The sequence below is a fragment of the Rhizobium sp. K102 genome (assembly GCF_022385315.1).
GTDB classification, from domain to species: Bacteria; Pseudomonadota; Alphaproteobacteria; order Rhizobiales; family Rhizobiaceae; genus Rhizobium; species Rhizobium croatiense.
Map to the genome: position 1 here is coordinate 1,969,260 of NZ_CP092436.1, position 23,387 is coordinate 1,992,646.

Annotated in this window: 21 protein-coding genes, 1 tRNA gene and 2 pseudogenes; 7 read left to right on the top strand and 17 right to left on the bottom strand. The window is 61.8% G+C overall.

Translation table 11 applies throughout. The features are described 5' to 3' along the window. Window positions 1-15 precede the first annotated feature (15 nt). Entirely contained in the window at window positions 16-1,350 is a 1,335-nt protein-coding gene (locus tag MHI61_RS15685; protein ID WP_239792634.1) for an extracellular solute-binding protein, read from the bottom strand. 177 nt (window positions 1,351-1,527) lie between these two features. Between MHI61_RS15685 and MHI61_RS15690 the strand changes: the two genes are divergently transcribed. Continuing rightward, window positions 1,528-2,142, top strand: coding sequence for a GNAT family N-acetyltransferase (locus MHI61_RS15690; RefSeq protein ID WP_239792849.1), 615 nt, complete (start codon window positions 1,528-1,530; stop codon window positions 2,140-2,142). 310 nt (window positions 2,143-2,452) lie between these two features. Continuing rightward, window positions 2,453-2,746, top strand: a complete 294-nt coding sequence (locus MHI61_RS15700) for a helix-turn-helix domain-containing protein (protein WP_239792635.1) — start codon at window positions 2,453-2,455, stop codon at window positions 2,744-2,746. Window positions 2,747-2,900: 154 nt separating this feature from the next. On the opposite strand, the gene MHI61_RS15705 is transcribed toward MHI61_RS15700, so the two are convergent. Then, window positions 2,901-3,113, bottom strand: a complete 213-nt coding sequence (locus MHI61_RS15705) for a hypothetical protein (protein ID WP_097581654.1) — start codon at window positions 3,111-3,113, stop codon at window positions 2,901-2,903. A gap of 186 nt (window positions 3,114-3,299) precedes the next feature. Here MHI61_RS15705 and MHI61_RS15710 point away from each other — a divergent pair. Beyond that, window positions 3,300-3,392: pseudogene (locus MHI61_RS15710) on the top strand (DUF982 domain-containing protein); the annotation flags it as partial. Between the two features lie 43 nt (window positions 3,393-3,435). On the opposite strand, the gene MHI61_RS15715 reads toward MHI61_RS15710, so the two are convergent. Next, complete coding sequence (locus tag MHI61_RS15715) at window positions 3,436-3,654, bottom strand: hypothetical protein (RefSeq protein WP_239792636.1); 219 nt, start codon at window positions 3,652-3,654, stop codon at window positions 3,436-3,438. A gap of 539 nt (window positions 3,655-4,193) precedes the next feature. Between MHI61_RS15715 and MHI61_RS15720 the strand changes: the two genes are divergently transcribed. Continuing rightward, complete coding sequence (locus MHI61_RS15720) at window positions 4,194-4,826, top strand: class I SAM-dependent methyltransferase (protein ID WP_239792637.1); 633 nt, start codon at window positions 4,194-4,196, stop codon at window positions 4,824-4,826. Window positions 4,827-4,908: 82 nt separating this feature from the next. Here the strand turns inward: MHI61_RS15720 and MHI61_RS15725 are convergent. From MHI61_RS15725 to bcsN, 7 genes are all read right to left on the bottom strand, one after another. Further along, window positions 4,909-4,985: transfer RNA gene (locus tag MHI61_RS15725), tRNA-Pro, on the bottom strand. Window positions 4,986-5,085: 100 nt separating this feature from the next. Next, window positions 5,086-5,754: an HAD family hydrolase gene (locus MHI61_RS15730; RefSeq protein WP_239792638.1), complete on the bottom strand. Its 669-nt coding sequence runs from the start codon at window positions 5,752-5,754 to the stop codon at window positions 5,086-5,088. Window positions 5,755-5,821: 67 nt separating this feature from the next. After that, window positions 5,822-8,149, bottom strand: coding sequence for a cellulose synthase (locus MHI61_RS15735; RefSeq protein ID WP_239792639.1), 2,328 nt, complete (start codon window positions 8,147-8,149; stop codon window positions 5,822-5,824). Beyond that, entirely contained in the window at window positions 8,146-9,192 is a 1,047-nt protein-coding gene (locus MHI61_RS15740; RefSeq protein WP_239792640.1) for a glycosyl hydrolase family 8, read from the bottom strand. The genes MHI61_RS15735 and MHI61_RS15740 overlap by 4 nt, the downstream gene beginning before the upstream one ends. Further along, window positions 9,189-11,639 carry a cellulose biosynthesis cyclic di-GMP-binding regulatory protein BcsB gene (locus MHI61_RS15745; protein WP_239792641.1) on the bottom strand — a complete coding sequence of 817 codons (2,451 nt, stop codon included), beginning with the start codon at window positions 11,637-11,639 and terminating at the stop codon, window positions 9,189-9,191. The genes MHI61_RS15740 and MHI61_RS15745 overlap by 4 nt, the downstream gene beginning before the upstream one ends. Further along, on the bottom strand, window positions 11,636-13,828 hold the full coding sequence (gene bcsA / locus MHI61_RS15750) for a UDP-forming cellulose synthase catalytic subunit (RefSeq protein ID WP_239792642.1): 2,193 nt from the start codon (window positions 13,826-13,828) through the stop codon (window positions 11,636-11,638). Before bcsA ends, MHI61_RS15745 begins: the two co-directional genes overlap by 4 nt. Window positions 13,829-13,989: 161 nt before the next feature. Continuing rightward, entirely contained in the window at window positions 13,990-14,970 is a 981-nt protein-coding gene (gene bcsN, locus MHI61_RS15755) for a cellulose biosynthesis protein BcsN (protein WP_239792643.1), read from the bottom strand. A 319-nt stretch (window positions 14,971-15,289) separates the two neighbouring features. On the opposite strand from bcsN, the gene MHI61_RS15760 reads away from it, so the two are divergent. Continuing rightward, a complete protein-coding gene (locus MHI61_RS15760; RefSeq protein WP_010031115.1) occupies window positions 15,290-15,604 on the top strand; it encodes a DUF1236 domain-containing protein in 315 nt (104 codons plus the stop codon). Window positions 15,605-15,640: 36 nt separating this feature from the next. On the opposite strand, the pseudogene MHI61_RS15765 reads toward MHI61_RS15760, so the two are convergent. Further along, window positions 15,641-17,288, bottom strand: a pseudogene (locus tag MHI61_RS15765) (ATP-binding protein). A gap of 376 nt (window positions 17,289-17,664) precedes the next feature. On the opposite strand from MHI61_RS15765, the gene MHI61_RS15770 reads away from it, so the two are divergent. Then, on the top strand, window positions 17,665-18,012 hold the full coding sequence (locus tag MHI61_RS15770) for a response regulator (protein WP_097581670.1): 348 nt from the start codon (window positions 17,665-17,667) through the stop codon (window positions 18,010-18,012). An 11-nt stretch (window positions 18,013-18,023) separates the two neighbouring features. Here the strand turns inward: MHI61_RS15770 and MHI61_RS15775 are convergent, their stop codons facing one another. From MHI61_RS15775 to MHI61_RS15800, 6 genes are all read right to left on the bottom strand, one after another. Further along, the gene (locus tag MHI61_RS15775; protein ID WP_064682169.1) at window positions 18,024-18,566 is read right to left on the bottom strand and encodes a MerR family transcriptional regulator; all 543 of its coding nucleotides are present in this window, start codon (window positions 18,564-18,566) and stop codon (window positions 18,024-18,026) included. Window positions 18,567-18,717: 151 nt separating this feature from the next. Continuing rightward, window positions 18,718-19,056 (bottom strand): integration host factor subunit alpha, encoded by a 339-nt coding sequence (locus tag MHI61_RS15780; protein ID WP_064682168.1) that lies wholly within the window; start codon window positions 19,054-19,056, stop codon window positions 18,718-18,720. A gap of 104 nt (window positions 19,057-19,160) precedes the next feature. Further along, window positions 19,161-20,132, bottom strand: coding sequence for a beta-ketoacyl-ACP synthase III (locus tag MHI61_RS15785; protein WP_184316119.1), 972 nt, complete (start codon window positions 20,130-20,132; stop codon window positions 19,161-19,163). Between the two features lie 20 nt (window positions 20,133-20,152). Further along, on the bottom strand, window positions 20,153-21,199 hold the full coding sequence (gene plsX, locus MHI61_RS15790) for a phosphate acyltransferase PlsX (protein WP_097606522.1): 1,047 nt from the start codon (window positions 21,197-21,199) through the stop codon (window positions 20,153-20,155). A 99-nt stretch (window positions 21,200-21,298) separates the two neighbouring features. Continuing rightward, a complete protein-coding gene (locus MHI61_RS15795; protein WP_239792644.1) occupies window positions 21,299-21,853 on the bottom strand; it encodes a DUF177 domain-containing protein in 555 nt (184 codons plus the stop codon). 11 nt (window positions 21,854-21,864) lie between these two features. Then, entirely contained in the window at window positions 21,865-22,455 is a 591-nt protein-coding gene (locus MHI61_RS15800) for a ubiquinol-cytochrome C chaperone family protein (protein ID WP_239792645.1), read from the bottom strand. 184 nt (window positions 22,456-22,639) lie between these two features. On the opposite strand from MHI61_RS15800, the gene MHI61_RS15805 reads away from it, so the two are divergent. Beyond that, window positions 22,640-23,173, top strand: a complete 534-nt coding sequence (locus tag MHI61_RS15805) for an outer membrane protein assembly factor BamE (protein WP_064682165.1) — start codon at window positions 22,640-22,642, stop codon at window positions 23,171-23,173. Window positions 23,174-23,387: the final 214 nt, after the last annotated feature.

Sequence of the window (23,387 nt, forward strand, 5' to 3'; positions counted from 1 at the left end):
CGGCGCCCGCATTCCTTATTTCTTATCCTTCAAATAGGCCTGATAGTCCTTGTCCATGGCATCGACAAAGGCTTCGGGCGTGATCTTGCCGGACAAGAGAAGCGGCGTATTGTCGTCGATTGTCTTCAGCATCGTCGGGCTCGACCAATCGGGGTAGTGGCCGAGCGCATCGTTGGCATTGAGGGTCTTCCACATCTCGATGCCGGAGGTCAGGAGCGGCGTGAGCTTGGGCTTTGCATCCGCCGGGAGCGATGTGGCGGGGAGATAGCCGGCATTCGCCCAGCGTTCAGCGGCCTTTTCGGATACCATATAGTCGATATACTCGCCGGCCAGGTCCTGCTTCGCCTTGTCTTTGGCGAGGCTGGTTATCGCCCAGGCAAGATCCACGCCGCCGACGCTCATCGGCTTGGAAATACCCTTCGGGGCGGGAATGGCCATGAAGCCGATATCCGGATTGTTTTGCATGTCGCCGAAGTACCAAGTCCCGGAGATCAGGAATGCGCCCTGCCCTGATATGAACAGCTGGACAGCGTCATCACCCGAGATGCCCTCGAAGCCGGGATAAAAGTAGCCGCCCTGCGCCCATTGCTGCACGAGTTTGGCCGATTCGATATTCCCCTTGGTGTTCCAGGAGCCGCCTTTGCCGTAAATCAGGTCATCAAGCTCGGCGCGATTGGCCGCGTCGATATGGGCTTGATCGATGGCGCCGATCATGTGCAGGGCGAGATGCTGTTTGGCCGAGCCCATCATGAAGGGCGCGACGCCTTTTTCCTTGAGCTTGTCGAGAGCGGCCAACAGCTCGTCGAAGGTCTGCGGCAGCGCCACGCCCGCGTCGTCGAGGATCTTCTTATTGTAATAAAGGCCGACGATCTCGGCGAGACCCGATATGCCGTAGGTCTTGCCGACCCCGAATTTCGCCCCCTCCCAGCGGTCTCTGGCAAGCACGGAATCCGACTGCCGCTTATCCCAGCCATATTTCTTGATGTACTCGTCAACCGGCAGGAGCAATCCTTCCTTGACCATCGCGCCCATGTCGCCGGCGCCCTGGTTGACCTTGGTGACGACAGGGCCGTCGCCGGCCGAGACCGCAAGCTTCAGCGTCAGCTTCATGTCATCGAAGGTGCGGGCGGTGCGCTTGATCGTGACACCGGGATGCGCGGCTTCGAAGTCCTTGTTCAGTTGCTCTATGACCGCGCTCTGACCTTCAAAGGTCTGGTCGTCCCACACGGCCAGATCGTCGGCACGGGCGGCGGAAAGGCCAAAACTCACCAGCGCCGCGCCGGCAAGCGCGACGGCTGCTTTCAATCGGTATGCCGGCAGTATGCTGATCGATTTCACGGTTCTGTTCATCTGCTCCACCTCACTTGGTTTATTCTCCACTCCCCGCTCAGGCCTTGCTCCAGGCACCGGCCGAGCGTTTTCTTCCCCCAGAGCTTTGCCTGGCGGGCGAATCTGAGGTAATCGTCAGTGCATCAGCTCCTCTCGCGACCTCAAATGACAAAGCGCCACGCAGGAGGTGGCAAAGTGATGGACACCAGTTGCTTCATCCGTCCCGCGATTGAAGCGGATACTGAAGCCTTTTTTGACATCTGCCTGAGGACCGCGAATGGCGGTCACGATGCCAGCGCCCTTTACAGCGACCCGCATCTGCCCGGCTACATCTGGTCGGTACCCTATCTCAAGTTCGCCAAAGGCTTTGCCTTTGTTCTCGTTCAGGGCGACCGGCCGGTCGGCTATGTCGTCGGGGTGCCCGATACCATCGAGTTCGACAAAGAACTGGAAGCACACTGGTGGCCGTTGGTCCGCCGGCAGACCGCGGGACTGACGCCCACCTGCGCGCGCGATGCCGACGTGATGGAACGCATTCAAAATCCGCGCAGCGGAACGGTTTGGCTTCAAGACGATTATCCCGCCCATCTTCACATCAACATTCTTCCCGGACTTCAGGCAGGCGGCTGGGGGCGCAGAATGATCAGCACCGAGCTTGAAGCGCTTCGCAATCATGGGGTCGGAGCTGTGCATCTCGGTGTCGATCCTAACAACGAACGCGCTAGAGGTTTCTACCGCCACCTTGGCTTTTCCGAATTCGAACGGGACGGCTCCGCCGCCTATGCCATGCGGATCTATGAGGGATCTGGCTAATGGTGACGGCGCCGTAAAGCTCATGACACTGGCTCCGCTTTTTGCCGGGTCCGCCCATATTCTAAGACGCGCGCCGCCGGCATGGCGCTCCTGCCTGGAAGCAGGGAGCCGCGCCAGAAGGCGGGAAGAAATACTCTACCGTACCGATCCAGCCATTGTCGAGGCAGGTTTCCCGTCAGCGCGCGAATGCACGGCGCTCGGCGCCAACCTATGAGAGAAGACGTTCTTCGGCATAATCGCCGTGTCAATACGGTCAGTCCAGTGCGCCGGGACACTTGAGAAGCGCTGCAAATGCGCTAGATTTTCCGCCATGATAACAGCAACGCAGATACGCGGCGCGCGCGCCATGATCGGAATGAGCATCGAAGAGCTCGCCGCCGCAAGCGGCCTGCCGGTCGAGACGGTGACGGCGTTGGAAAAAGGCGATTTTGCGGGCGAGCCGCACGCGCTGTTCGACGTGCGCAGCACGCTCGAGGCGCACGGCATCATCTTCCTGTCGAGCGGCAATCAGGATGAAGGTGGCCCCGGCATCCGGCTGCGGGCACGCACGTCAAGCGATGACGGCATCCGGCCGGAAAATCTCAACGCCGCCAATGATGATTGACGAAACAGAACCGTCGCCCTGCCCTAAAGCGCGTCGCGATCCTTCAGGTTCGCTCCTTGCGCGCTTTAGCTCTTTGTTTTTACGCATGTCGTTGGCGCAAAACCGCGGCACACTTTTGCGCGACATGCTTTAAATCAAGCACGAAACCCGAGTGTCAGAGATAGGTCTTGGCAAGGTCGGCGAGTTTGCCGCTGTCTCTCACGCCCTGCCTGTAGAGCTGAATGATGACCGCACCGATCCGCTCGGCCTCCGGCGCCGTTCTGACAAGCCCGCGTTCGACACAGACCTTGTCCAGCACTTGCGAAAGCAGATCGAGATCTTCCGAAAAGAGCGGTAAATCATGCGGATGAATTGATGACCGTAACATCACGCCGCACTTCCCTCCGAGGGCAAACGCCGTCACGCTTGCATCGCCGGACGCCCTCCGCAACCGGCTATAAACTGATTATGCGCGTGGCTCAGAACTTTAGCAACTGCGCAAATTCCAGTGGAACGATATTTTGTCCCGCGCGTTACCGCCGGGTTTTGCAGCAGGAATCAGCGAGGACGAATCGTGAGTGAAAAACGCTTTCCCTCCCCCGTCCGAGTCCATTCTCCAAGCAGCAGTCTGATCGTTTCCACCGTCTGGGACGCCGTCGAATATCTGTGAGAAAATAGCGAAACGGCACAGCCTTCCGGTGGCTTCGTGCTCATCTGCTGCGGCCACCAACGGCCATGATCTGCGGGTGCATGGAGCCTTCCAGGATCACCTTGGCGGTCATCTCGACCACCCGCTCCTCGGCGAGTTCGGCAAGCGCGAGAGCAACGTCGCCCTCCGGCCAGCCGGCCTTGACCGCTTCGTCCGTCAGAGCCTGGAACGCACTGGCAAGAGCCTGCCTGCAAGTTAGATTCTGGTTCATATCCGGCATGGGCTCGCACCAGGCTATCTGTGACAAGGATCATGATAATCTACACGCATTTACGAAACTTGCGAAGCGGTTTGAGATTTTTCAAGCAAGAAACCGAACCGCTTGTCGCAAAATCGTGTATAGCCTTAACAATAAAACAACTATCCACCCACCCGGCCGACGGATTCCCAAAAATAGCCGAAATAATTATTTGCAACCACCCCATTTAAGGAGGCATTTGCTCGCGCCATTTACTTTGAATAGCCACCGAAGCCGGCAGATCGGCCATTTATTCCGCCGCAATCCGACGGATCCGGATTTCGCTCGTTTTCAGCACCTTCTCGGCACCCTGTCAATCGGCTTCGGGTGCTCGCGTCACCATCCGTCGCAATATGATGAAGAGGGCGTTAAGGACGCCGGCCGATCTGTATCGGACCGTCAATCGACTGCCGGCGCGAACGGCCTCGGGCGTTAATCACCTTAATACCACAACGGCACCACACTCCCGTCAAACTCCGCCGTACCATTGTCTCGGCGGGCCCACTTTTTCAGGAGGTGAAATGTCTATCGAACTGGACGCTACTACCTATGTCCACGCCAAGCCGGCGACCGCTCATTCCTATATCTTGCCGACCGTCGTCGATGTTCTTGAAAACAGTTTCCACGCGGCAAACGAAACAGCGGTCTTCGACCTCGGTTGCGGCACCGGCGGGGCTGCCTCCGTGCTGGCGGCGAAAGGCTACGATGTCGTCGGCGTCGATCCGTCGGAGGACGGCATCGCCAAGGCGAAAGCGGTTCATCCCGATCTTCCGCTGGAACTCGGCTCCGGATACGAAGATCTTTCCAGCCGCTACGGGACTTTCGATGCGGTGATCAGCCTGGAGGTGGTGGAGCATGTATACGACCCCAAGGCTTTCACGGCGACCATGTACGATCTGGTAAAACCGGGCGGCATCGCCGTCGTCTCGACGCCTTTTCACGGTTACTGGAAAAATCTGGCGCTCGCCGTGAGCGGAAAGATGGATGACCATTTCATGCCGCTGAAGGATCACGGTCATATCAAATTCTGGTCGCCGGAAACGCTCAGCACGCTGTTACATGAAACCGGTTTCGAAGACGTCGACTTCGAATATGTCGGGAGGATCCCGCTCCTGGCGAAATCGATGATCGCAATCGCGCAGAAACCGCACTGACGGCCGACGTCCTCTCCTGCAGCCACGCCTGCGGCGCCCACCGCTAAAAGTGATATTCTGACTGGGATTTCAAGGGGATAAATGGTCGGGGCGACTGGACTCGAACCAGCGACCCCTTGACCCCCAGTCAAGTGCGCTACCGGGCTGCGCTACGCCCCGACCTGCCGAAACGGCTTGCTTCGTTTAGTTTTTCGGCGCGTGCAATGCAAGCGGAAAAAACCTGCCTCCCACAAAAAGGAAGCAGTTCGGCTGACAACAATCAGATCGCGACGATCTTCAGCCGGCCTTCGGCGGTCTGGCGGGGCTGCCACGCCTGATAGTTGGCAATCGAAAAATGCGGGGTTTCGAAGGGCGTGGCGTGAGTTTCGGTGATGACGGTGACGTGGGCGCCAGCCGCCTCGCCGGCGAGGATGCCGGCGACGGCATCTTCAAAGACCAGGCATCTGGCGGGATCGACACCGAGGCGGCTGGCGCCGAGCAGATAACCTTCGGGGCTGGGCTTGCCGGATTTGACCTCTCCACCGCTGACCATGACCTTCGGCATCGGGATGCCGGCGGCAGCCATGCGGCGCCTGGCGAGCTCGATCGGCGCCGAAGTGACGATCGCCCATCGGTCTTCGGGAATGGCATTCAGGAAGCGAACGGCGTCCGGGATCTCGACGATGCCGGACACATCCTCCATCTCCTCGGCCAGCAGCAGATCCGCCTCGTGGGCCGGATCGACGCCCGGCAGGCCGAGCCCGCGGATCACGTCGGAGGCACGGATGCCGTGGATCGTCTTCAGGAAGACCTCCGGCTCGAGACCATGGCGCCTTGCCCATTCGCTCCAGACGCGTTCGACGACGGCAATGGAATTCAGCAGCGTTCCATCCATATCGAAGAGGAAGGCGTCATAGGCGCGGTCGAGGACGTCATGAAGTGCGGGCACGGGGGTGTTCCTTGCGGGCGCGAGGGGGTAGGCAGGCGAGTAGCGGAGAGTGGCGGCGGCGTCAATGTCAGTCGTTGACGTCGGGATGGGTGATCTTCCGCAGATCGGCGAGGCCGCGGGTAGCGTCGCGGTTGCCGGTCACAGCGGCCGCTTCAAAGATGCGGCCCGCATCATCGTACATTTTCAGATTGAGATAGCTGTAGCCGCGCAGAACCATCAGATCGATGCGCTCCTGCTGCAGCTGGGCGCGCTGATCGAGATAGATGAGGGTCTCGCGATAACGGCCGGCGTCGAAGGCCTGCAGCGCCCGATCAGCGAGGATCGCCACCTGCAGTTCGGCAGCGCGCTGGCGGCTTTGCGGCGCCTTGGTTGCCGCGACGGCGGCATTGCTGGAAAGACCGGCGCGCAGATAGGCAAGGCTCTGGCCATAGGCCGCGTCTTCGCGGATCTTGCGGACCGGGCTCTGCAACGCCGTCTCGAAGGCCGGGATCGCTTCCATCGGCCGATTGATCTCCATCAGGCACCAGCCGCGCGACAGCGCCTCGGACGGCCCGAGTTGTCCCGCGTCGATGGTCGTCGAGCAGCCCCGCGCCCGGCGCGGACCGCGCTCAACCGCTACCGTCTGCATCGCCGGCCTTGCGACGCGAACGGAGACTTCCGGCTCCGGCTGCGCTGAAGCGGCCGAGGGCTGCGGCGGCTCTGCCGGCTGAACCGGCTGCTGCGGGGCAAGCGGCGGCTTTGCCGGCTGCGCGCCGGCATTCGACACCCGCGTCTCTTCGAGATTGGCGATGCGCGCCGACCGGCCGGCCCAGGCGCGCTGGAGGTCGAGCACGCCCTTACGGTCGTTCAGCTGCTCCCGGGTGACGGCAAGGCCATAGGCGGACGGTTCGTCGTCCGGTTTCCAGGCAAGCGCGGTTTCGAACCAGCGCGCGGCGGTCTGGAACTGGTTGAGAGAGCGTGCATACCAGCCGAACTGCTGCGCCGTCGGCACATATTTGCGGGCGATGACCTCGGCGGCGACGCGGTGCAACACCTCTTCGGTGAGATCGGCAGGCGGCTGCAGCGCCATCAGATTGGCGGTTGCGGCAAGATAGGTCGATGTCGCATCGTCGGAATCGGCGCGCCAGCGGAACATCACGTCCTCGGCCTCCTGAGGCGCCCTGCGTGCGATCAGCACCAGCGCCAAGCCTTGCGAAGCGACGGCCGTTTCCTCCTTGGCTCGGGCGGCGCGAAACCACGTCTCGGCATCGGCAGGGTTGTTGCGGCGAAGCTGGTACCAGCCGAGCAGCAGCGCATCGGAGGCGAGACCTTCGCTTTCGGCCAGCTTTTCGAGGCGGGCGATGTAACTGGGCGCAATGGCAAGCTTCGGATCGTCATTGCTCTCGGCCACGAAGCGTCGGGCGAGATTGTCGCGGATCGCGTCAAATTCCTTGCCGCCGTCGGCAGCGGGCTTCTCCAGCCCAAGCAGCGCCTGCATGGGCTGATAGTCAAGCAGCGTCGAGGCCTTTTCGACCGTCGCCCGCCGTTCGGCCGGATCGCCGCAATTCTTCAGTATATAGGCATAGGCATCTTGGCCACGCTGCGATCGCTCCGTGCGAACGAAGGCTTCGGCGACGCGCCAGAGAACATCGACCTCGCTGCAGGTCAGCAGGCTCGGCGTCGCGGCGCCAATATCGACCACGGTCGCATATTGCTTGAGATCCGACGCGTTGATGAGACGGGCGCGGGCTTCGGCGACATCAAGCCGATCGAGCAGATCGGTCGGCGGCTGCCAGCCGGCATCGGCGGCCTGCCGGTCGGCGATCGCCTTGCGCAGCTCCGCATAGCGTCCATCGGAATAGAGCTTCCACATGGCTTCGAGCTGCTTGTCGCCGTTTTGCGGCACGGCGAGCGGATCGGCCGGCGGAACCCAGTTCGGATAAAGCGCCTGCAAGCGGGAGATTTCAGCCTGCAGGCGTACTTTGTCGCCGCGGCTGGCAAAATAGCGAAGCGCGCTTTCATCGACGTCAGGCTGCGGCCGCGCTGCCGCCTGTTGCGGCGCCGGCGGCTCGGTGACGATCGCCGGAGGGACCGGCGCCGGTTCACCGGCTGTCTGAGGCGCCTCGGATTGCGGCGCTGCAGGCGGCTCTTTTGCGGCGTTCGGCTCAGGCGTGTCCGGTGCGGGTGGTTGCGGAGAGGTGATCGCCTCGATCTTGTCGGCGACGGCCTCGGCATTGAAGTCGGGATTGCCGGCAGGAGCGTCGGACGGCTTGATGCGGCCCATCATCATCAGCTCCGGCGCCGGCTTGACGGCGGGGATGCCGAACCTTTCCTGCAGGGTGGCGCGATCCTTCAGCCCGGTGACGAGGGTCGCCACCACGGCTGCCGCTGAAATCGCCACGAGAGAAGATTTCACAGACACTCCGGATGCTTCTCCCCAATATAGGCCAGCCCCAGCAGTTGAAGCGTGGACGGATAATAGAGTGCGGGCGCAAATTGCAGGGCGGAGACCGGCAGCTTGGTCCCGTCGACTACACAGGCCACAACATCGTTAACAATTCTATAACCGGGATCGGACAACACGGTCTTCGGCCGGCCGGTGGTCAGATCGATGGTGGCTGGAATGCCATCCTGCGACATGCCCTTTCGCAGGCGGGTCAGCAGCGCCTTGTCCGTGATGCCGCCGCGCGCGAGATAGAGCGGAATGCGAAGGGCGTTATAGGCGAATTCGGCGTCGAAACCCTCCGCCGGCCGCGGCGGGCCGTTGAGGCTGACCCATTCGGCAGGAAGCTTGCGCGGACCGAACTGCATCGTCTTCAACAATGCCACGCCATCATCCGACAGTTCTTGCCAGGCATCCGACGGGGCAAGTGCGGCCATCACCGGAATTGCCTCATAGATCCAGTAGGAGGGGTTGATGACGGGGCCGTCTTTGCGGTAAGCGGCGGTAAAACCCTCGCTGCCCGGCAGCAGCAGCATTTGGCCGGCCGAGCGCGCGACTGTTTTGGCGAGCAGCGCCTGGGCCATGCGGGAGGCGGCCAGGATATAGTCATTGCGGTTCCACGCAGTGCCGGCAAGCGCCAGCGCATAGGCGATCAGCATGTCGCCATCCGTGGCATTGTTGGTGTCCGTCACGTGCGGCTTGACGTTCGGATCCCATTTCCACACGGCCAGGCCATCGTCGCGCAACAGCAGTTCGGTGCGGGTGAAATACCAGATCTGCTCGAAATCGGCGGGGCTTGCCGAGAGATAGGCGAGCAGCATGCCATAGCCCTGCCCCTCGCTGTGGCTGATATTGCCGTTGCCGTTATCGATGATGCGGCCGCTCGGATCGAGAAACTTCGCCTTATAGGCGGACCACGCATCGGCATTGATCATCGCCTGCTGCGCGGCGGCCGGCGGGCTTGCGGGGGCGAACATGGCCGTCGCCGCAACGAGGAGCATGCGCCACAGCCTCATTTCGACCGGCCCAGATTTTTCAGCATGCGCGAGGTGCTGATGCCGATCAGCAGCACGAAGGCAACGAGCAGGAAGGCATAGGAGAGAATGTTCGTCGACAGCCAGTTGGCGGCGATCAAACGATAGTTGGAGATCGACCAGGGTGTGGAGGGCACGAAATCGAAGCGGGTGACGGGCACCGTCTCGATCTTGGCCGTCTTGCTCGAATAGGTGGTGATGTGGCCCGATATCTGTGGCCAGTTCACCTGCGCGGTCAGGACCTCCAGTCCCTCGCGCAGATCTTTCGCCGAGGGCGCCGTCACCACGGTCCATGCGCCGGCGCCCGCGGGGCTGGAGCCTTGGGCAACCAGCAGCGTGGCCATATTTGGCGGCGTGAATATCTCTTCGGCGCCGGGGATGAATTGCAGCGAACTGCGGGTAATATCGAAATTGCGCCCGACCCATTCGCGGAAGGCGGTGATCTGTCCGCGCAACAGACCGCCGCTGACCTTGGAGTTCCATTCCTCGAAGGCCGTGCCGGTATCGACGACGCCGGGCTGCGCGTCGACCACGGGACGCCACGAGGCCTGGCTCGCCGTGGAGACATTGGTCTGCGTCAGCGCGGTCGCCGGCATCTGCGAGATCGAGCCGATGAAGATGGCGTCGCGATCGCCGATCGTATTCGGCGAGGCCACGCTCTCGACGGCGATCGGATGGCCGGCCATGATCGCCATCTGCCCGAGCAGGGTGGCGGCGGCCGACAGCGTGTCGGCGTCGATACGATCGATGAAGAGCGGCGTCGGCTCGGCGGCCCGACCATAGGGATAAGCAGTGCCGGCCATGGCGGCCAGGTTCGGAAGCTGACCGACGCGGGCAAAATCCGGGATATGCAATTCGGAGGTATCGAACAGGGCAAAGCGCGCATTCGCATCGGCGCTGCTGCCCGGCGCGCAGGCGGCATCGCCCTTCGTCATCAGGATCGCCTCGATTGCCACCGTATTGAGACCCGGCTTGAAGTGACGCATCGTCACGCGGATCGGCAGATGGCGCAGAATGCCGCCGGTCGTCGAGGTGAGCGGCACTGTGGAGGCGATGTTGTCGTTGACGTAGATATCGATGTGGCTGCCCGGCTGAACCTTATCGGTATAGGCGGCGTCGAGCAGCACTTTCGCCTCGCCATAGGCATTGGCATAAAAATCCGCCGGCACACCGACATTGAAGCTGGTCCGGAACCGGCGACCGGAGAATTCGGTGGTTTTTACGCCGAGCTGGGACAGGGGAATGCTGGTATCGGAAAAGATCAGCGGCGCATTCGGTGCGCTCCAGCGTTCGGTGGTCAGCACATCGCGGCGGACATCGGCGGGCCTGTCCACCGGCGAGACGATGGTATCGATCGCCGAGGAGACCGCCTGCCAGGAAGGACCGCTGATCAGAAGCACGGGCGAGCCGCTGCGCGGATCGGTAACGAAAGCGGCGAGCGGCGCACTTTCGGCGCCGGGCGGCAGGCCGGGAAAGAGCGGCCGCAGCTCCGCGGCGGTGCCGACGAGCACGCCGAGCCTGCCGGGACCGGCGGCCGGAAGCGAGGCAGTGCTGAAGGCGAATATCTGGTTCGGCATGCTGCTCAGCACCGACAGGCCCTGCGCCAGCCGCAGCAGCGGCTCGGTGGTTCCCGGCTGCTCCAGCGCCGGGACGACGATATCGAACGCGGTCCTGCCGGCGCCGTCGACGCCGATGGCGCGAATTGCGTCGGCGCTCGAGAGTTCCGCGGCCTTCCTGCCGGCGAAGCTCAGATAGGTTCCGGCCGGATCGATGTTCGACCAGAGTTCATAAGTGGATTGAATGCTGCAATCGGTGCGATGGCGTTGATCGGCCTGGAAGGTGACGACGTTGGCGCCTGGCTGCAGCAGACCGGAGGGAACCTCGAATGTGACGGCTGATGGGGCGTCCGGCGAGCCGACGCGCTGCTGGCCGATCGGGCGATTGTTGAGATAGACGGTCAGCGCCGAGGCCTCGGGCGCGACGACGATCGAATTCTGATAGGCGAAGGTGAAACTTGCCTTGGCCGCCGCCTGCTCGGGCGTCAGATAGACGGACCATGAGCGGCGGTCGTATTCGCCGCCGAGGCTGAATTTCGAAAAGGGCACAAGATAATGCCTGATCTCGCGGGGGCTCGGCTGCGAAGCGGCATTTGCTGCCGCGCCAGGCTGGGGCGCCGGCGCCGGCTGCCGCTGGACAATGATCGGCGCAGGAACGGGCGCCGGCGCTGCCGGCGTCGCCGGTGCGGGTGTTACCGAAACTGCAGGCGTGACGGGCACCGGTGCTGCCACCGGCGGAGCGGGCGGCGTCGGCCTCGGGGCGACGGACGCGCCGGGCGGCCGCTCGCCGGACATGTCGAAGGGCGCCGTCTGCGCCTGGGCGAAGGCGGAAGCGTTCAGCAGGAGAAGCGAAGCGGCGACGATGCTTTTCATCCGGCACTGACCTTTGCCGCCCGCTGCTGTGCCTCCCGCTCCGGCCGCATGCTGCGGAAGAGGTAAACGAGGCCGCGGCTGGTTTGATAAAGCGACAGGCCGAGGAACCAGATGGTGCCGCGGATCAGGCCCGGATTGCGGCGGCGCGAGGTCTGGAATTCGGTCCACTGGCCGGAATTGGCGAACATCAGGTCGGCGATCAGGCGGTGGTCGAGGGCACTTTTCGGCACATACTGGCAACCGACATTGCTGATATCGCCCGACGGCTCGATGTTGCGGACGATAAGCGGCAGGGTTTCCAGCTCGGCGCCGCTATAGGGCCGGAAGCGCATTTCGGCAGGTGCGCCGATGATCATCTCATCAAGCTGTTTGTTGAAGATGTGAAGCCTCGCGCCATGGACGGAAACGTCCTCGATCGAGGCCGCGTACCATTTGCCGTTGGCGCCGAATTCGCAGCGCCGGTTGACGCGGACGCGGCGGGACAGGGCGCGCTCGCCGCGTTCCGACACGACGCCCAGCGCGCAGCCGGCCATGATCAGGTTGATGACATTCCACCCGCCGACGACGAGCGTGACGTCGGCCTTATAGGGTTCGGCATAAATTCTGTAGAAGGTGATGACGAGCGCGATGATCTGCACCGCAAAGATGACGAAGAACGGGCGGCTGATCTCCGACAGGCGGCTGACGGCAATCGATTCGTCCTTGGCGGTGACCTTGAAGGTCGGCTTCCTCGGATTGAGCATGACGGAGACGACCGCCGGCAGCAGATGCACCGTCTGGACATATTCGTAGAGTTCGGAAATCCACGGCCAGCGGAACGACCCGTAGAGGTAGTTCTGCATCATCAGGTTCACCAGCATATAGGCAAACGTGTAGGCCAGGAACTCGCCGCCGGAGGCGGTGAAGATCTCCAGATCGAAGAACAGGTAGAAGAGTGGCGCAAACAGAAAGATCGTGCGCGGGAACGGGAAGAGCCAGAAAAGCGTCGAGGACATGTAGCAAAGGCGCTGCGGGATCGACAGTCCGCGTTTGAGCAGCGGGAAGCGGAAACGCAGGATCTGCATCATGCCTTGCGCCCAGCGGCTGCGCTGGCCGATGAAGCTTGCGAAGGTGGCCGGCTGCAGGCCGGCGATCAGCGGCTTGTCGACATAGATGCTGTTCCAGCCGCTGCCATGCAGCGCTAAGGCCGTCTCGCAATCCTCGGTGATGCTGATGCCGGAAAAGCCGTTCTGCGATTCGAGCGCCCTGCGGCTCAGCACCGCGGCCGAACCGCAGAAGAAGGCGGCGTTCCATTTGTCCAGGCCGCGCTGGATGATGCCGTAGAACATCTCGTTCTCGCTCGGCATCTTGTCGAACGTGCGCAGGTTGCGCTCCAACGGATCCGGATTGATGAAGAAGTGCGGGGTCTGGACGAGGAAGAGCTTCGGATCGTCTTCGAAATAACCGACGGTCTCGAGCAGGAAGTCGCGGGCCGGCGCGTGGTCCGCATCGAAGACGGCGATGAGTTCGCCGGTCGAATGTTTCATGCCGTTGTTGAGATTGCCCGCCTTGGCATGCTCGTTGCGGTCACGCGTGAGATAGGTGACGTCAAGATCCTGGCAAAGCTGCTTTAGTTCGACGTGCCGGGCCGCCGCCGCCTGGGCCTCGAGCAACTTGCCGGAATTGCGTTTTTGCAGGGTGCCGCCATCGTCGAGCAGCCAGACATGCAGCTTATCGGCCGGATAGTCCATGGCCTTGGCGGCAGCCAGCGTGTTTCCGAGAAGGCCGGAATCCTCGTTGTAGGAGGGCACGAAGACATCGACATGGGGCAGACGCCCGGGATTGGCGGCACGCGAAGGGCGCGGCGGCAGCGGTGTGGCGACGATGAAAAGGCTGAGCGCCAGCATCGCCACGCTATACATTTCGGCAAGGTAGAGCAGCAGGCCGGGAATGAAATTCTCGGGCTGGTTCACCGGCGGCAACGTGTTGGTGGTGCGCCAATAGACGTAGCGCAGCACGATCGACGTGCCGAAAGCGAGCGCCACCAGGCGCCACGTCCCCTCGCCCTTCAGGATCTTGATCAGCGCCATCACCGTGACAACCGTGATGCTGGTGATGAGCTGGGTCTGCAGGTTAACCGGCAGGGTGATCAGCACGATCATGCAGAGCGAGACCAGGGCCCATATGAAGACGCTGCGGGCTTTGCGCATCGACGTTCCTTCGAAATTGCTCCGCCGAGGCATCGTCCGACACCCGGGCATCCTTGCTGGAACAGGATGATTCAGCTCAGCTCGCCCAAATCATCCTGTTCCAAATTAAAGAGTTAGAACCGGATGCCGCCCGAAAACCGCTCCCGCTTCGGCATCACGCTCTATCTCCGGCAGACGGCCGTCATGGCCGCGTCGCCTATGCAGTCCGGTGAGGGCACGGTGACGCCGATCGCCCTTGCCGATTGTACCAACGGTGCGCCGGCCGCCTCCGGCGCCGCGCTCGTCTGTGGCGCCTCGCCCGGCAGCGGCACCCGCGGGCCGATGGGCGCCGGCAGCGGTGCGGCGCCTTGCGCCGGCTGCCCGCTCGGGGCGCTGCGAAGCGGAGCTGTGCGCGGCAGGCGGACGACGGCAGGCGCCGGCTCATAACCGATCGGCATCGGGCTGGCGCGATATCCGCCCTCGTCGGGATAGATCGGATCGCCGGTACGCCCGAGCGCCGCATCGGCCGGCGGCGGGGTGCCATAGGGGTTCCAGATCACGCCGTCGAAGGTGCCCGATATGGTGTAGCCGTAGACGATGCCGAGCAGCTGGCGCTCGGATGCGCGCGCATCGCATAGCCGCAGACGCAGCTGGATCATGCCGAAATTGCGGGCCTGGGTATTGGCGGCCGTGCTCGAGCGGATCTGTTGCCAGGCAAAGATGCAGGCGTCGCCGGCGCGGCTTCGGCCTGAGGCATAGCCGAATGGGCCATAAGCGTTCTGCAGGAAGGTCGCCGAGGTCGCCATCGGCACGCCGGGGGCCGCGTGGGCCATTTCGCGGGCAATAGCGCTCTCGTTGATCATGCTGAAGCCGGCATTGCCCGTTCCGGGATTGGCCCCGGACGCGCCGAAAAACTGGATCTTCAGAAAATTCTGGCCGGGCACCGAGGAGGACGTGAACAGCGAGACCGACTGTTCGACACCATTGCCACGCTTGCGCTCGACGACGCTGACAATCGACGGGCCGCCCGGCGGCGGCAGAACCAGCGCCTTTTCAGGCGCCACCGTCTCCGGCCCGGAAGGCTGCCGCACACCGCCGGTCGACGTGCAGCCGGCCATCATGCCCGCCACTGCCACCAGCGATATCGTCTTCCGCAAGCGCATGTCTCGAGCCGCCGCAATCGTCTTTCCAGATATCCATTCGCAAACCGAAACGCGACGGACCTTCGAATCAACGACCACCCGGCCGTTCACCCGACATAAGCCGCCGACATGGTTAATGAAGTGTAAAGAGCCCGCCCCTGATGCCACCGGAAGACTCGCACTGAACATGATTCGGACAGCTCAACCGTATGGTGCACAAAGTCGTTTAGCAACAAACAATCGGCATGCCCGCCCCCCGCCAAGGCGGCAGGCCAGGGCGGAACTATGCTGCATGGCCGACGTTGCCTTGATGTCCAGGGTTTAAAAAGGAGAACATCCCATGCGCAAGATCATGTTGGCTACGGCCGCCATGCTGACCATCTGCTCGGCCGCCTTCGCACAGAGCACCGTCGTCATCACCGATCCCGCACCAACCGGCTCCGTCGTCCTGCCCGGCGAGGTGCGCACTTATGTCATGGAGCAAAACACGCCATCGGTCGTCTATGATGGTGAGATCACGGTTGGCGCGACGCTGCCGGATACCGTCGAAATCCATACCGTGCCCAATGTCGACGGCTATGGCTACACGGTCATCAACGAGCGGCGCGTCATCGTCGAGCCGAAGACGCACCGCGTGATTCAGGTTCTTGAATAAGGTGACCGGGAGGCTGGAGACGCGCGTCGCGCGACTTCACGCCTCCTCGCCTCCCATCCTCACCGGCATATTCAAAAGCTCGCGGATCTTATGGGCGAGTTGCTCCAGGCTGAAAGGCTTGGCGAGCAGCGAAACGCCGTGATCCAGCACGCCATTGTGGACGATGGCATTGCGCGTGTAACCCGTGGTGTAAAGGATCCGGATTCTTGGCCATTTTTCCTGAACGGCGTCGGCAAGCTGACGCCCGCTCATCTGCGGCATCACAATATCGGTGAAGATCAGGTCGATATCGGAATTCTGCTCGAGAAGGAGAAGCGCCTCCACGCCGCTTCCCGCCTGCAATACGGTGTAACCGAGTTCATGCAGGCTTTCGGCGGTCATGGTGCGGACGTGTTCATCGTCCTCCACCACCAGGATCGTATCGTTGACGCTGCCCTGGGGAAGCGGCTGGGCGCCGGCGGCAGCGAGGCGCGCATCCGCCTTGCCGACATGGCGTGGCAGATAGATCTTTACCGTCGTTCCGCGGTCGATCTCCGAATAGATCTTGATATGGCCGCCGCTCTGCTTGATGTAGCCGTAGACCTGGCTGAGGCCGAGGCCCGTGCCCTTGCCGGGTCCTTTGGTGGTGTAAAACGGATCGAAGGCGCGGTCGATCACGTCTGGCGACATGCCGGTGCCGGTGTCGGTGATGCTGATCATCACATACTGGCCCGCCTCGACCTCCGAATGCATCCGCGAATATCGCTCATCAAGTTCGGTATTGGCAGTCTCGATCGTCAGATGACCGCCGCCGGGCATGGCGTCGCGCGCATTGACGGCCAGGTTCAACATAGCGTTTTCGAGCTGGCTCAAATCGGCAAAGCTCGGCCAGAGGCCGCCGGCGAGCACGGTCTCGATCCGGATATGTTCGCCGAGCGTGCGTCGCAGTAACTCCGACATGCCGCCGACCAGCTTGTTGACGTCGATCACCTCCGGGGCGAGCGGCTGCTGGCGCGAGAAGGCGAGAAGACGCGCGGTCAGCACCGCCGCCCGCTGGGCCCCGTCTCTGGCATTCTGAAGGGAGTTCAGCAGGCGCGGATCCTCATGTCCGGTCATGCGCCGCTGGGCAAGATCGAGATTGCCGATGATGATTGCCAGCATGTTGTTGAAATCATGGGCGACGCCGCCTGTGAGCTGGCCGATCGTCTCCATCTTCTGCAGCTGGCGGACCTGCGCCTGGGCGGCGGCATTCTCTTCCATCTCGTGTCTGAGTGCTGCAGTGCGCTCGCCCACCGTCTCCTCCAGGCGCGCGTTGAAGCCGTTGAGCTCGGAGCGGAGGCGGCTCTGCCTGCCATGGGCGATGATGATCATCTCCATCAGTCCGATGATGATCGCGGCATTGACCAGATAGGTCGAAAGGCCAACCCATTGGCCGGCGCTGACCGGCCAGAATGCGTCATGCGGCTCGACGAAAAACTGCTGAACGACGAAGGCCGCAACCATGGCCGCGAGAAGGCCCGGTCCTGCGCCGCCGATGAAACTGGCGAGCAAGATCGCCGGGAGGAAACTCAGGAAGGGAAAACCGGAGAGATAATCGCTGGCAGCGAGTTCGCAGAAGAAACGTCAGACCAACGAAGGCAACCGCCAGCGGATAGGTATAGCCCGGCCTGTGACGCAGCCAATCCGTGGCACTCAGCAAATCCATTCCATACCCCTTCTCACAGCGCCGCGCGTCCTTTCAGACGCGCGCAAAAGGACGCTGCAACGCTTTGAATTACTGCATAATTTTTTCCGTAAAGCGATTCCGATTTCGGGAATTATGCTGTAGCCGTCGCTGAAACGGCATCCCAGCTTTTGCACAACGAATTTCGCCGGGCAATATGCTGTTTCGAAAGCGCGGCGCGATCTTTCAGATTCGCTTGCCGCGCCTTAGGCTTTTATGGTTACACATATCGTTCCGTAAAACCGCGGCGCGGCTTTTGCGCAACAGGTTTTACCACCGCTGCGTGCAGCATCTTGACGAGCTGCACAAGCGGTCACATAAACTTCGTGCCCAGCAAGGGGAATGGGTGGACGGGATCATGAAAGACATATTCATCGTCGAGGACGATGCGCTGATCGCCATGCTGCTCGAGGACATGCTGAGCGATCTCGGCTATCGGGTTTGCGCGACTGCGCCCGACCTGGAACGGGCGCTCGCGGCTGCCAAGGACACGGAGTTCGACGCCGCCATCCTCGACGTCTCACTTGCCGGCCGGAGTTCGCTGCCGGTCGCAAAGCTGCTCGACGAGCGCGGCAAGCCCTATCTCTATGCGACGGGCTATGGCAGTGCACCGGAAGGCAGCACCCCAAGCACGCTGCCGGTGCTGCGCAAACCTTTCCAGCTCAGCGAGCTCGAACAGGCCATGAAGCTGCTTGCCGAAGCCTGAGGCGTGTTTCCTCAACGCACCTGATCGAGCAGACGCTTGCATTCGAGGAGGTCGTAAAGCGCCTCCTGCAGCAGCGCCCTGTCTTCCTTGCCGATGCTCGACTTGCCGATCGAGACTTCCGGCTGATCGTCGTCTCCGGCGACGAAGTTGAAGAACCGGCGGGTGATGGGCGGCTTGGCGCGGCCGACAATCTGGTCCTCCTCGGCCATGCCGACGCGCGGCTCGCCCGATCCCGTCTCCTGCACGCCCGAGGCAAGCGCCTCGACGCTGGCGAGATCGCCATGGCCGACCGATATGACGAACTTGTTGCCGTTGGTCTTCAGAAGCTTCTGCACGCCCTTGATCGTATAGCCGTGATCATAGAGCAAATGCCGGATGCCCTTGAGAAGGTCGACATCCTCCGGCCGGTAGTAGCGACGGCCACCGCCGCGTTTCATCGGCTTTATCTGGGGAAACCGCGTTTCCCAGAAGCGCAGCACATGCTGCGGCAGATCAAGATCGTCTGCGACTTCGCTGATGGTGCGAAAGGCATCGGGGCTCTTGTCCAACGTCATACTGCTACGCAACCTCGCAGGCTCGATCCAACGGCGACTCACCATATTTCAAAGGTTTGGCGCCGACAATTCAAGTCATGTGTCGACGTTGCGCACAGGCGATGGATGATGCGGGAGAAAAAAGCCGTTCCGAGCAGGCGGAAGACCGATATCAGAGAGCCGGATTCTGCGGCTTCAGCTTGACCTTGCGAGCGACATGCGCCTTGAGGATGCGCGTCTTCAGCACGTTCGATGCCTTGAAGGTCATGACCCGGCGGGGAGAGATCGGAACCTCCTCGCCGGTCTTCGGATTGCGGCCGATCCGCTCGTTCTTGTCGCGAACCTGAAAGGTGGCGAAGGAAGAAAGCTTGACGGTTTCACCACGCACGATGGCGTTGCAGATTTCGTCGATGACGGTTTCGACAAGTTCGGCGGATTCTGTCCGGGAAAGCCCAACCTTTCGGAAAACGGATTCCGCCAGGTCTGCTCGCGTCACTGTTTTTCCGGTCATGGTCCCCGCCCATTACAAATTATTTTGTGAAAGCGTTCGAAGAGTATTTGTCTTGCGCCTCACGGTCAAGCTCTTGTTCGCCGCCAGTTTTTTTGGATTTGCACTTACCAGCGCAACAGAACGGCGCCCCAGGTAAAGCCGCCGCCCATCGCTTCGAGCATCACCAGGTCACCCTTCTTGATGCGGCCGTCGCCGGCAGCGGTCGCAAGCGCGAGCGGGATCGAGGCGGCCGAGGTATTGCCGTGCAGATCGACCGTGACGACGACCTTTTCCGCATCGATGTTCAGCTTCTTCGCCGAACCGTCGATGATGCGTCGATTGGCCTGGTGCGGCACCAGCCAGTCAAGATCTTCGGCGGTGGTGCCGGTCGAATCGAATGCAGCCTGGATGACATCGGTGATCATGCCGACGGCGTATTTGAAAACCTCGCGGCCTTCCATGCGCAGCTTGCCGACGCTGCCCGTCGTCGACGGTCCGCCGTCGACATAAAGTTTGTCCTTGTGCGAACCGTCCGAACGCAGATGCGCGGTCAACACGCCGCGGTCAGCAGACGTCCCCTCGCCTTCGGCCGCCTCCAGCACGATTGCGCCGGCGCCGTCGCCGAAGAGCACGCAGGTCGTGCGGTCATTCCAGTCGAGAATGCGCGAAAAAGTCTCGGCGCCGATCACCAGCACGCGTTTTGCAAGGCCGCCGCGGATATAGGCGTCCGCAGTCGTCACCGCATAGACGAAACCGGTGCAGACGGCCTGAACGTCAAAGGCGAAGCCGTGGCGCATGCCGAGACGGTTCTGGATGTTGACCGAGGTCGCGGGAAACGTGTTGTCGGGCGTCGAGGTGGCGCAGATGATGAGATCGATGTCGGCGGGCGTCAGGCCGCCATTTTCGAGCGCCGCACGCGCGGCCGCCTCGCCGAGCGAGGCCGTCGTCTCGTCGTCGCCGGCCACGTAACGCTGGCGGATGCCGGTGCGCTGGACGATCCATTCGTCCGACGTATCGACGATGGCTTCCATATCTTGATTGGTCATCACGCGCTTCGGAAGTGCGGCTCCGAATCCGCGAACCACTGAACGGATCATATTCGATTGAACCCCATCGCTCATGCCGCTTCCGGGCCCATCGGGGGCAGGCGCTTGGCATGATATTTCTTAAGATCGTTTTCTATTTTCTGATTGAGGCCGTTCTTGGCCATGTCGTAGCCGACCTCGATCGCGGCGGCGATGCCTTCGGCATTGGCGCCGCCATGGCTCTTGATGACGATGCCGTTCAGGCCGAGAAACACGCCGCCGTTGACCTTGCTCGGATCGAGTTTCTCGCGAAGCATGTCGAAGGCGCCTTTGGCGAAGAGGTAGCCGATGCGGGCGAGCAGCGTGCGCGACATGGCCGCACGCAGATATTCGGCGATCTGCTTGGCCGTGCCTTCGGCGGTCTTGAGCGCAATATTGCCGGAGAAGCCTTCGGTGACGACGACGTCGACGGTGCCCTTGCCGAGATCGTTGCCCTCGACGAAGCCGGAATATTCGAGCGAATCGATATTCGCCTCGCGCAACAGCCTACCGGCCTCCTTGACCTCTTCCTGGCCTTTCACCTCTTCGACGCCGACGTTCAGAAGGCCGATCGTCGGGCGTTCGATCTCGAAAAGCGCGCGCGCCATGGCGCCGCCCATCAGGGCGAAATCCATCAGCTGCTGCGCATCGGCGCCGATCGTCGCGCCGACATCGAGCACGATGCTCTCACCCTTCAGCGTCGGCCAGATCGCCGCGATCGCCGGGCGCTCGATATTGGCCATGGTGCGAAGACAGAACTTCGCCATCGCCATCAGCGCCCCGGTATTGCCGGCCGAGACCGCGACATCGGCATCGCCCGTTTTCACCGCTTCGATCGAACGCCACATGGTGGAGACATAGCGGCCACGGCGCAGCGCCTGGCTCGGCTTCTCTTCCATGCTGACCGCAAGCTCGCAATCGTGAAAGACCGATTTTTCCTTAAGTTTCGGAAATTTGGCGAGAACAGGATCGCACTGTTCCTTAAGCCCGTAAAAAACGAAAGAAATATCCGGATGCCGATCCAGCGCCTTGGCAGCGCCGGGGATGACAACCTGGGGACCAAAGTCGCCACCCATGAGGTCGAGAGATATTCTGATCACGCGTCCCTGATCCTTCTTTCCGCCGAGGGGCGAAATTTCGGCCAAAATACTGGTTTTGGCGTCGCATACAACTGAATTGTGTCAAATGCCAGCGAGGCTTCAGTCCTTTTTCCAGTCCTTGAGAACCGCGAAAGCGGAGGGCTTTTTATCGTTCTCGCCGCTATCTTCGATATGACCTTCGAACTCGACGCCCTCTTTGCGCGGATAGGGGTCGATCGCAAGAGCGGCGAATTCCGCGACCACCTCGCCGGCATCGATCGTATCGCCGACAAAGGTCTCGGGCAGATCAGGACCGTCTGGATCGAGCAGTATTTCACCGGCGTCATTGCCGGGCTGGCGGGCAAGCTTGGAACCTTCAGGCACGAAAATCTGCTCGAAGTTTTCGTCGATGGTGGCTTCGACCGGTTCGAGCGTCACGACGCAGGACTGGACGATCTTCGCCTGCACGCGGCCCTTGACGCGCACGCCGTCGCGCTTCCAGCGGCCAATCTGCAGATCGGCGCTCAGAGCCTCGACGGAGACGACGTTCCAGGCCTCGGCGAGCGCCTTCAATTCGCTGGCGTCGGCCTCGATATGGACCTCGACGGGGTTGGCGGAGATATGGCCGACCTTGACGTGATAGGAGAAGGGAACATCGTCCCGATCGTTCTTCATTATTTCCTCCTTCAGGCGACCGGCGGCAGCGTTGCCGAGCCGCCGGCAATCATCTCTTCCGGAACGGCGGACAGATGGGCTTCTGCCGCCACCATCCAGCCGGCAAGGCCGGACATATCGGCCGGCGCCGGGCTTTCGGGGTAAATATTGCGCTGGAGGGCGAGCGCAAGCGCTTCGCGATCGCCCGCATCCATCGCCTTCGAATAGGCTTCGAGCCGGCCGTAGAACATGCCGGCGAGCTTCTTCATGCGTTTCGGCACGCTGTTGTCACCAATGCCGAGTTCGCGGATCGAATAGTCGATGTCCTGGAAAAAGGCGTCGACGATCTCCTGGGCGATCTCCTGGCCGCTGACAGCAGAGGCACGCGTGCGGCGAAAATACAGAATCATCACGATCGACAGCATTTCGAAACGGCCCATGACCGTGTCCGGCACATTGAGCCGCTCATAAAGTTCCGGCATGCGCGCGGCGGCCGTCAGCGCCGCATATTGCCTGTCGACGATCGCCTGATTGTTGTTTTTCTTGCGGAAGAGACCGAAGATCATTGTTTTTTCCGGAAATGCCTCAATCTTCACGCAGGCTGGCGTCTGGCCTTGTTGCATGATTTCGAAAGCTGGTTTACCGAAGCAGGCGCGAATTGCAATGCCGATCGTAGCCAGTTTCGGGACGACGCCTTCGAGGCGTTGGGAAACAAATTCGGGACATTCGACCCGGAATGGCCACAATGGTTTTGCAGGAGGAAGCGTGCAAGGCCCAAACGGCTGCTATCGACACTCAAGGGAGTAGATGTCGTTGAAGAAACGGTATTTCAAGTCTGACATGAAGTTCTTCAGCAGCGCGGCCATTGCCTTCATAATCGCCTCAACCACTGCTCTTTCGGGCTGCCAGACCGGCACCGTGCTCAATGGCGGCTATGTCGCCGACCAACAGTCGCTGAACCTCGTTCCAGAAGGCTCGAGCCGCGAGCAGGCGCTGCTTTCGCTCGGCACCCCGTCGACTACGGCGACCTTCGACGGCGAAGTCTTCTATTACATCTCGCAGCGGCGCACGCGTTCGGTCGCCTTCCAGAAGCTGAAGGTCGTCGATCAGAGCGTTCTGGCGATCTATTTCGACAAGGACGGTGTCGTCAGCCGTCGCGCCAATTATACGCTGCAGGACGGCAAGGTGTTCGACACGATCGGGCGCGTCACGCCGACCGGCGGCAAGGAACTCACTTTCCTGCAGCAGATGCTTTCCGGCGGCAGCGCCGCGAGCGCAGCCCGCAGCCTGTTCGGCGGCGGCGCTGGCGGCACACCGCAGAATCCGAGCAGCCTGCGCTGATCGGACAAGCTTCAACGACAAAACCCGCCGGATCGCTCCGGCGGGTTTTTTTGTTGACATCTTTTACCTGGCATCTCGGCCCAGGAGATTGCAGACACGGCCCCTCATCCGCCTGCCGGTACCGAGCGGGACCGAGCCACGGGTATCGACCCGCCCTCCGCTTCCGGGGCGAAGGGCGATAGTTGCACTCTTTCCGTCCCTTACCAACGTCTCG

Excerpts from the sequence above, each read along its gene's own strand:
- MHI61_RS15685 (WP_239792634.1), bottom strand. The coding sequence starts at position 1,350 with ATGAACAGAACCGTGAAATCGATCAGCATACTGCCGGCATACCGATTG.
- MHI61_RS15690 (WP_239792849.1), top strand. The coding sequence starts at position 1,528 with ATGGACACCAGTTGCTTCATCCGTCCCGCGATTGAAGCGGATACTGAA.
- MHI61_RS15700 (WP_239792635.1), top strand. The coding sequence starts at position 2,453 with ATGATAACAGCAACGCAGATACGCGGCGCGCGCGCCATGATCGGAATG.
- MHI61_RS15705 (WP_097581654.1), bottom strand. The coding sequence starts at position 3,113 with ATGTTACGGTCATCAATTCATCCGCATGATTTACCGCTCTTTTCGGAA.
- MHI61_RS15715 (WP_239792636.1), bottom strand. The coding sequence starts at position 3,654 with ATGCCGGATATGAACCAGAATCTAACTTGCAGGCAGGCTCTTGCCAGT.
- MHI61_RS15720 (WP_239792637.1), top strand. The coding sequence starts at position 4,194 with ATGTCTATCGAACTGGACGCTACTACCTATGTCCACGCCAAGCCGGCG.
- MHI61_RS15740 (WP_239792640.1), bottom strand. The coding sequence starts at position 9,192 with ATGAGGCTGTGGCGCATGCTCCTCGTTGCGGCGACGGCCATGTTCGCC.
- MHI61_RS15745 (WP_239792641.1), bottom strand. The coding sequence starts at position 11,639 with ATGAAAAGCATCGTCGCCGCTTCGCTTCTCCTGCTGAACGCTTCCGCC.
- bcsA (WP_239792642.1), bottom strand. The coding sequence starts at position 13,828 with ATGCGCAAAGCCCGCAGCGTCTTCATATGGGCCCTGGTCTCGCTCTGC.
- bcsN (WP_239792643.1), bottom strand. The coding sequence starts at position 14,970 with ATGCGCTTGCGGAAGACGATATCGCTGGTGGCAGTGGCGGGCATGATG.
- MHI61_RS15760 (WP_010031115.1), top strand. The coding sequence starts at position 15,290 with ATGCGCAAGATCATGTTGGCTACGGCCGCCATGCTGACCATCTGCTCG.
- MHI61_RS15770 (WP_097581670.1), top strand. The coding sequence starts at position 17,665 with ATGAAAGACATATTCATCGTCGAGGACGATGCGCTGATCGCCATGCTG.
- MHI61_RS15775 (WP_064682169.1), bottom strand. The coding sequence starts at position 18,566 with ATGACGTTGGACAAGAGCCCCGATGCCTTTCGCACCATCAGCGAAGTC.
- MHI61_RS15780 (WP_064682168.1), bottom strand. The coding sequence starts at position 19,056 with ATGACCGGAAAAACAGTGACGCGAGCAGACCTGGCGGAATCCGTTTTC.
- MHI61_RS15785 (WP_184316119.1), bottom strand. The coding sequence starts at position 20,132 with ATGATCCGTTCAGTGGTTCGCGGATTCGGAGCCGCACTTCCGAAGCGC.
- MHI61_RS15795 (WP_239792644.1), bottom strand. The coding sequence starts at position 21,853 with ATGAAGAACGATCGGGACGATGTTCCCTTCTCCTATCACGTCAAGGTC.
- MHI61_RS15800 (WP_239792645.1), bottom strand. The coding sequence starts at position 22,455 with ATGCAACAAGGCCAGACGCCAGCCTGCGTGAAGATTGAGGCATTTCCG.
- MHI61_RS15805 (WP_064682165.1), top strand. The coding sequence starts at position 22,640 with ATGTCGTTGAAGAAACGGTATTTCAAGTCTGACATGAAGTTCTTCAGC.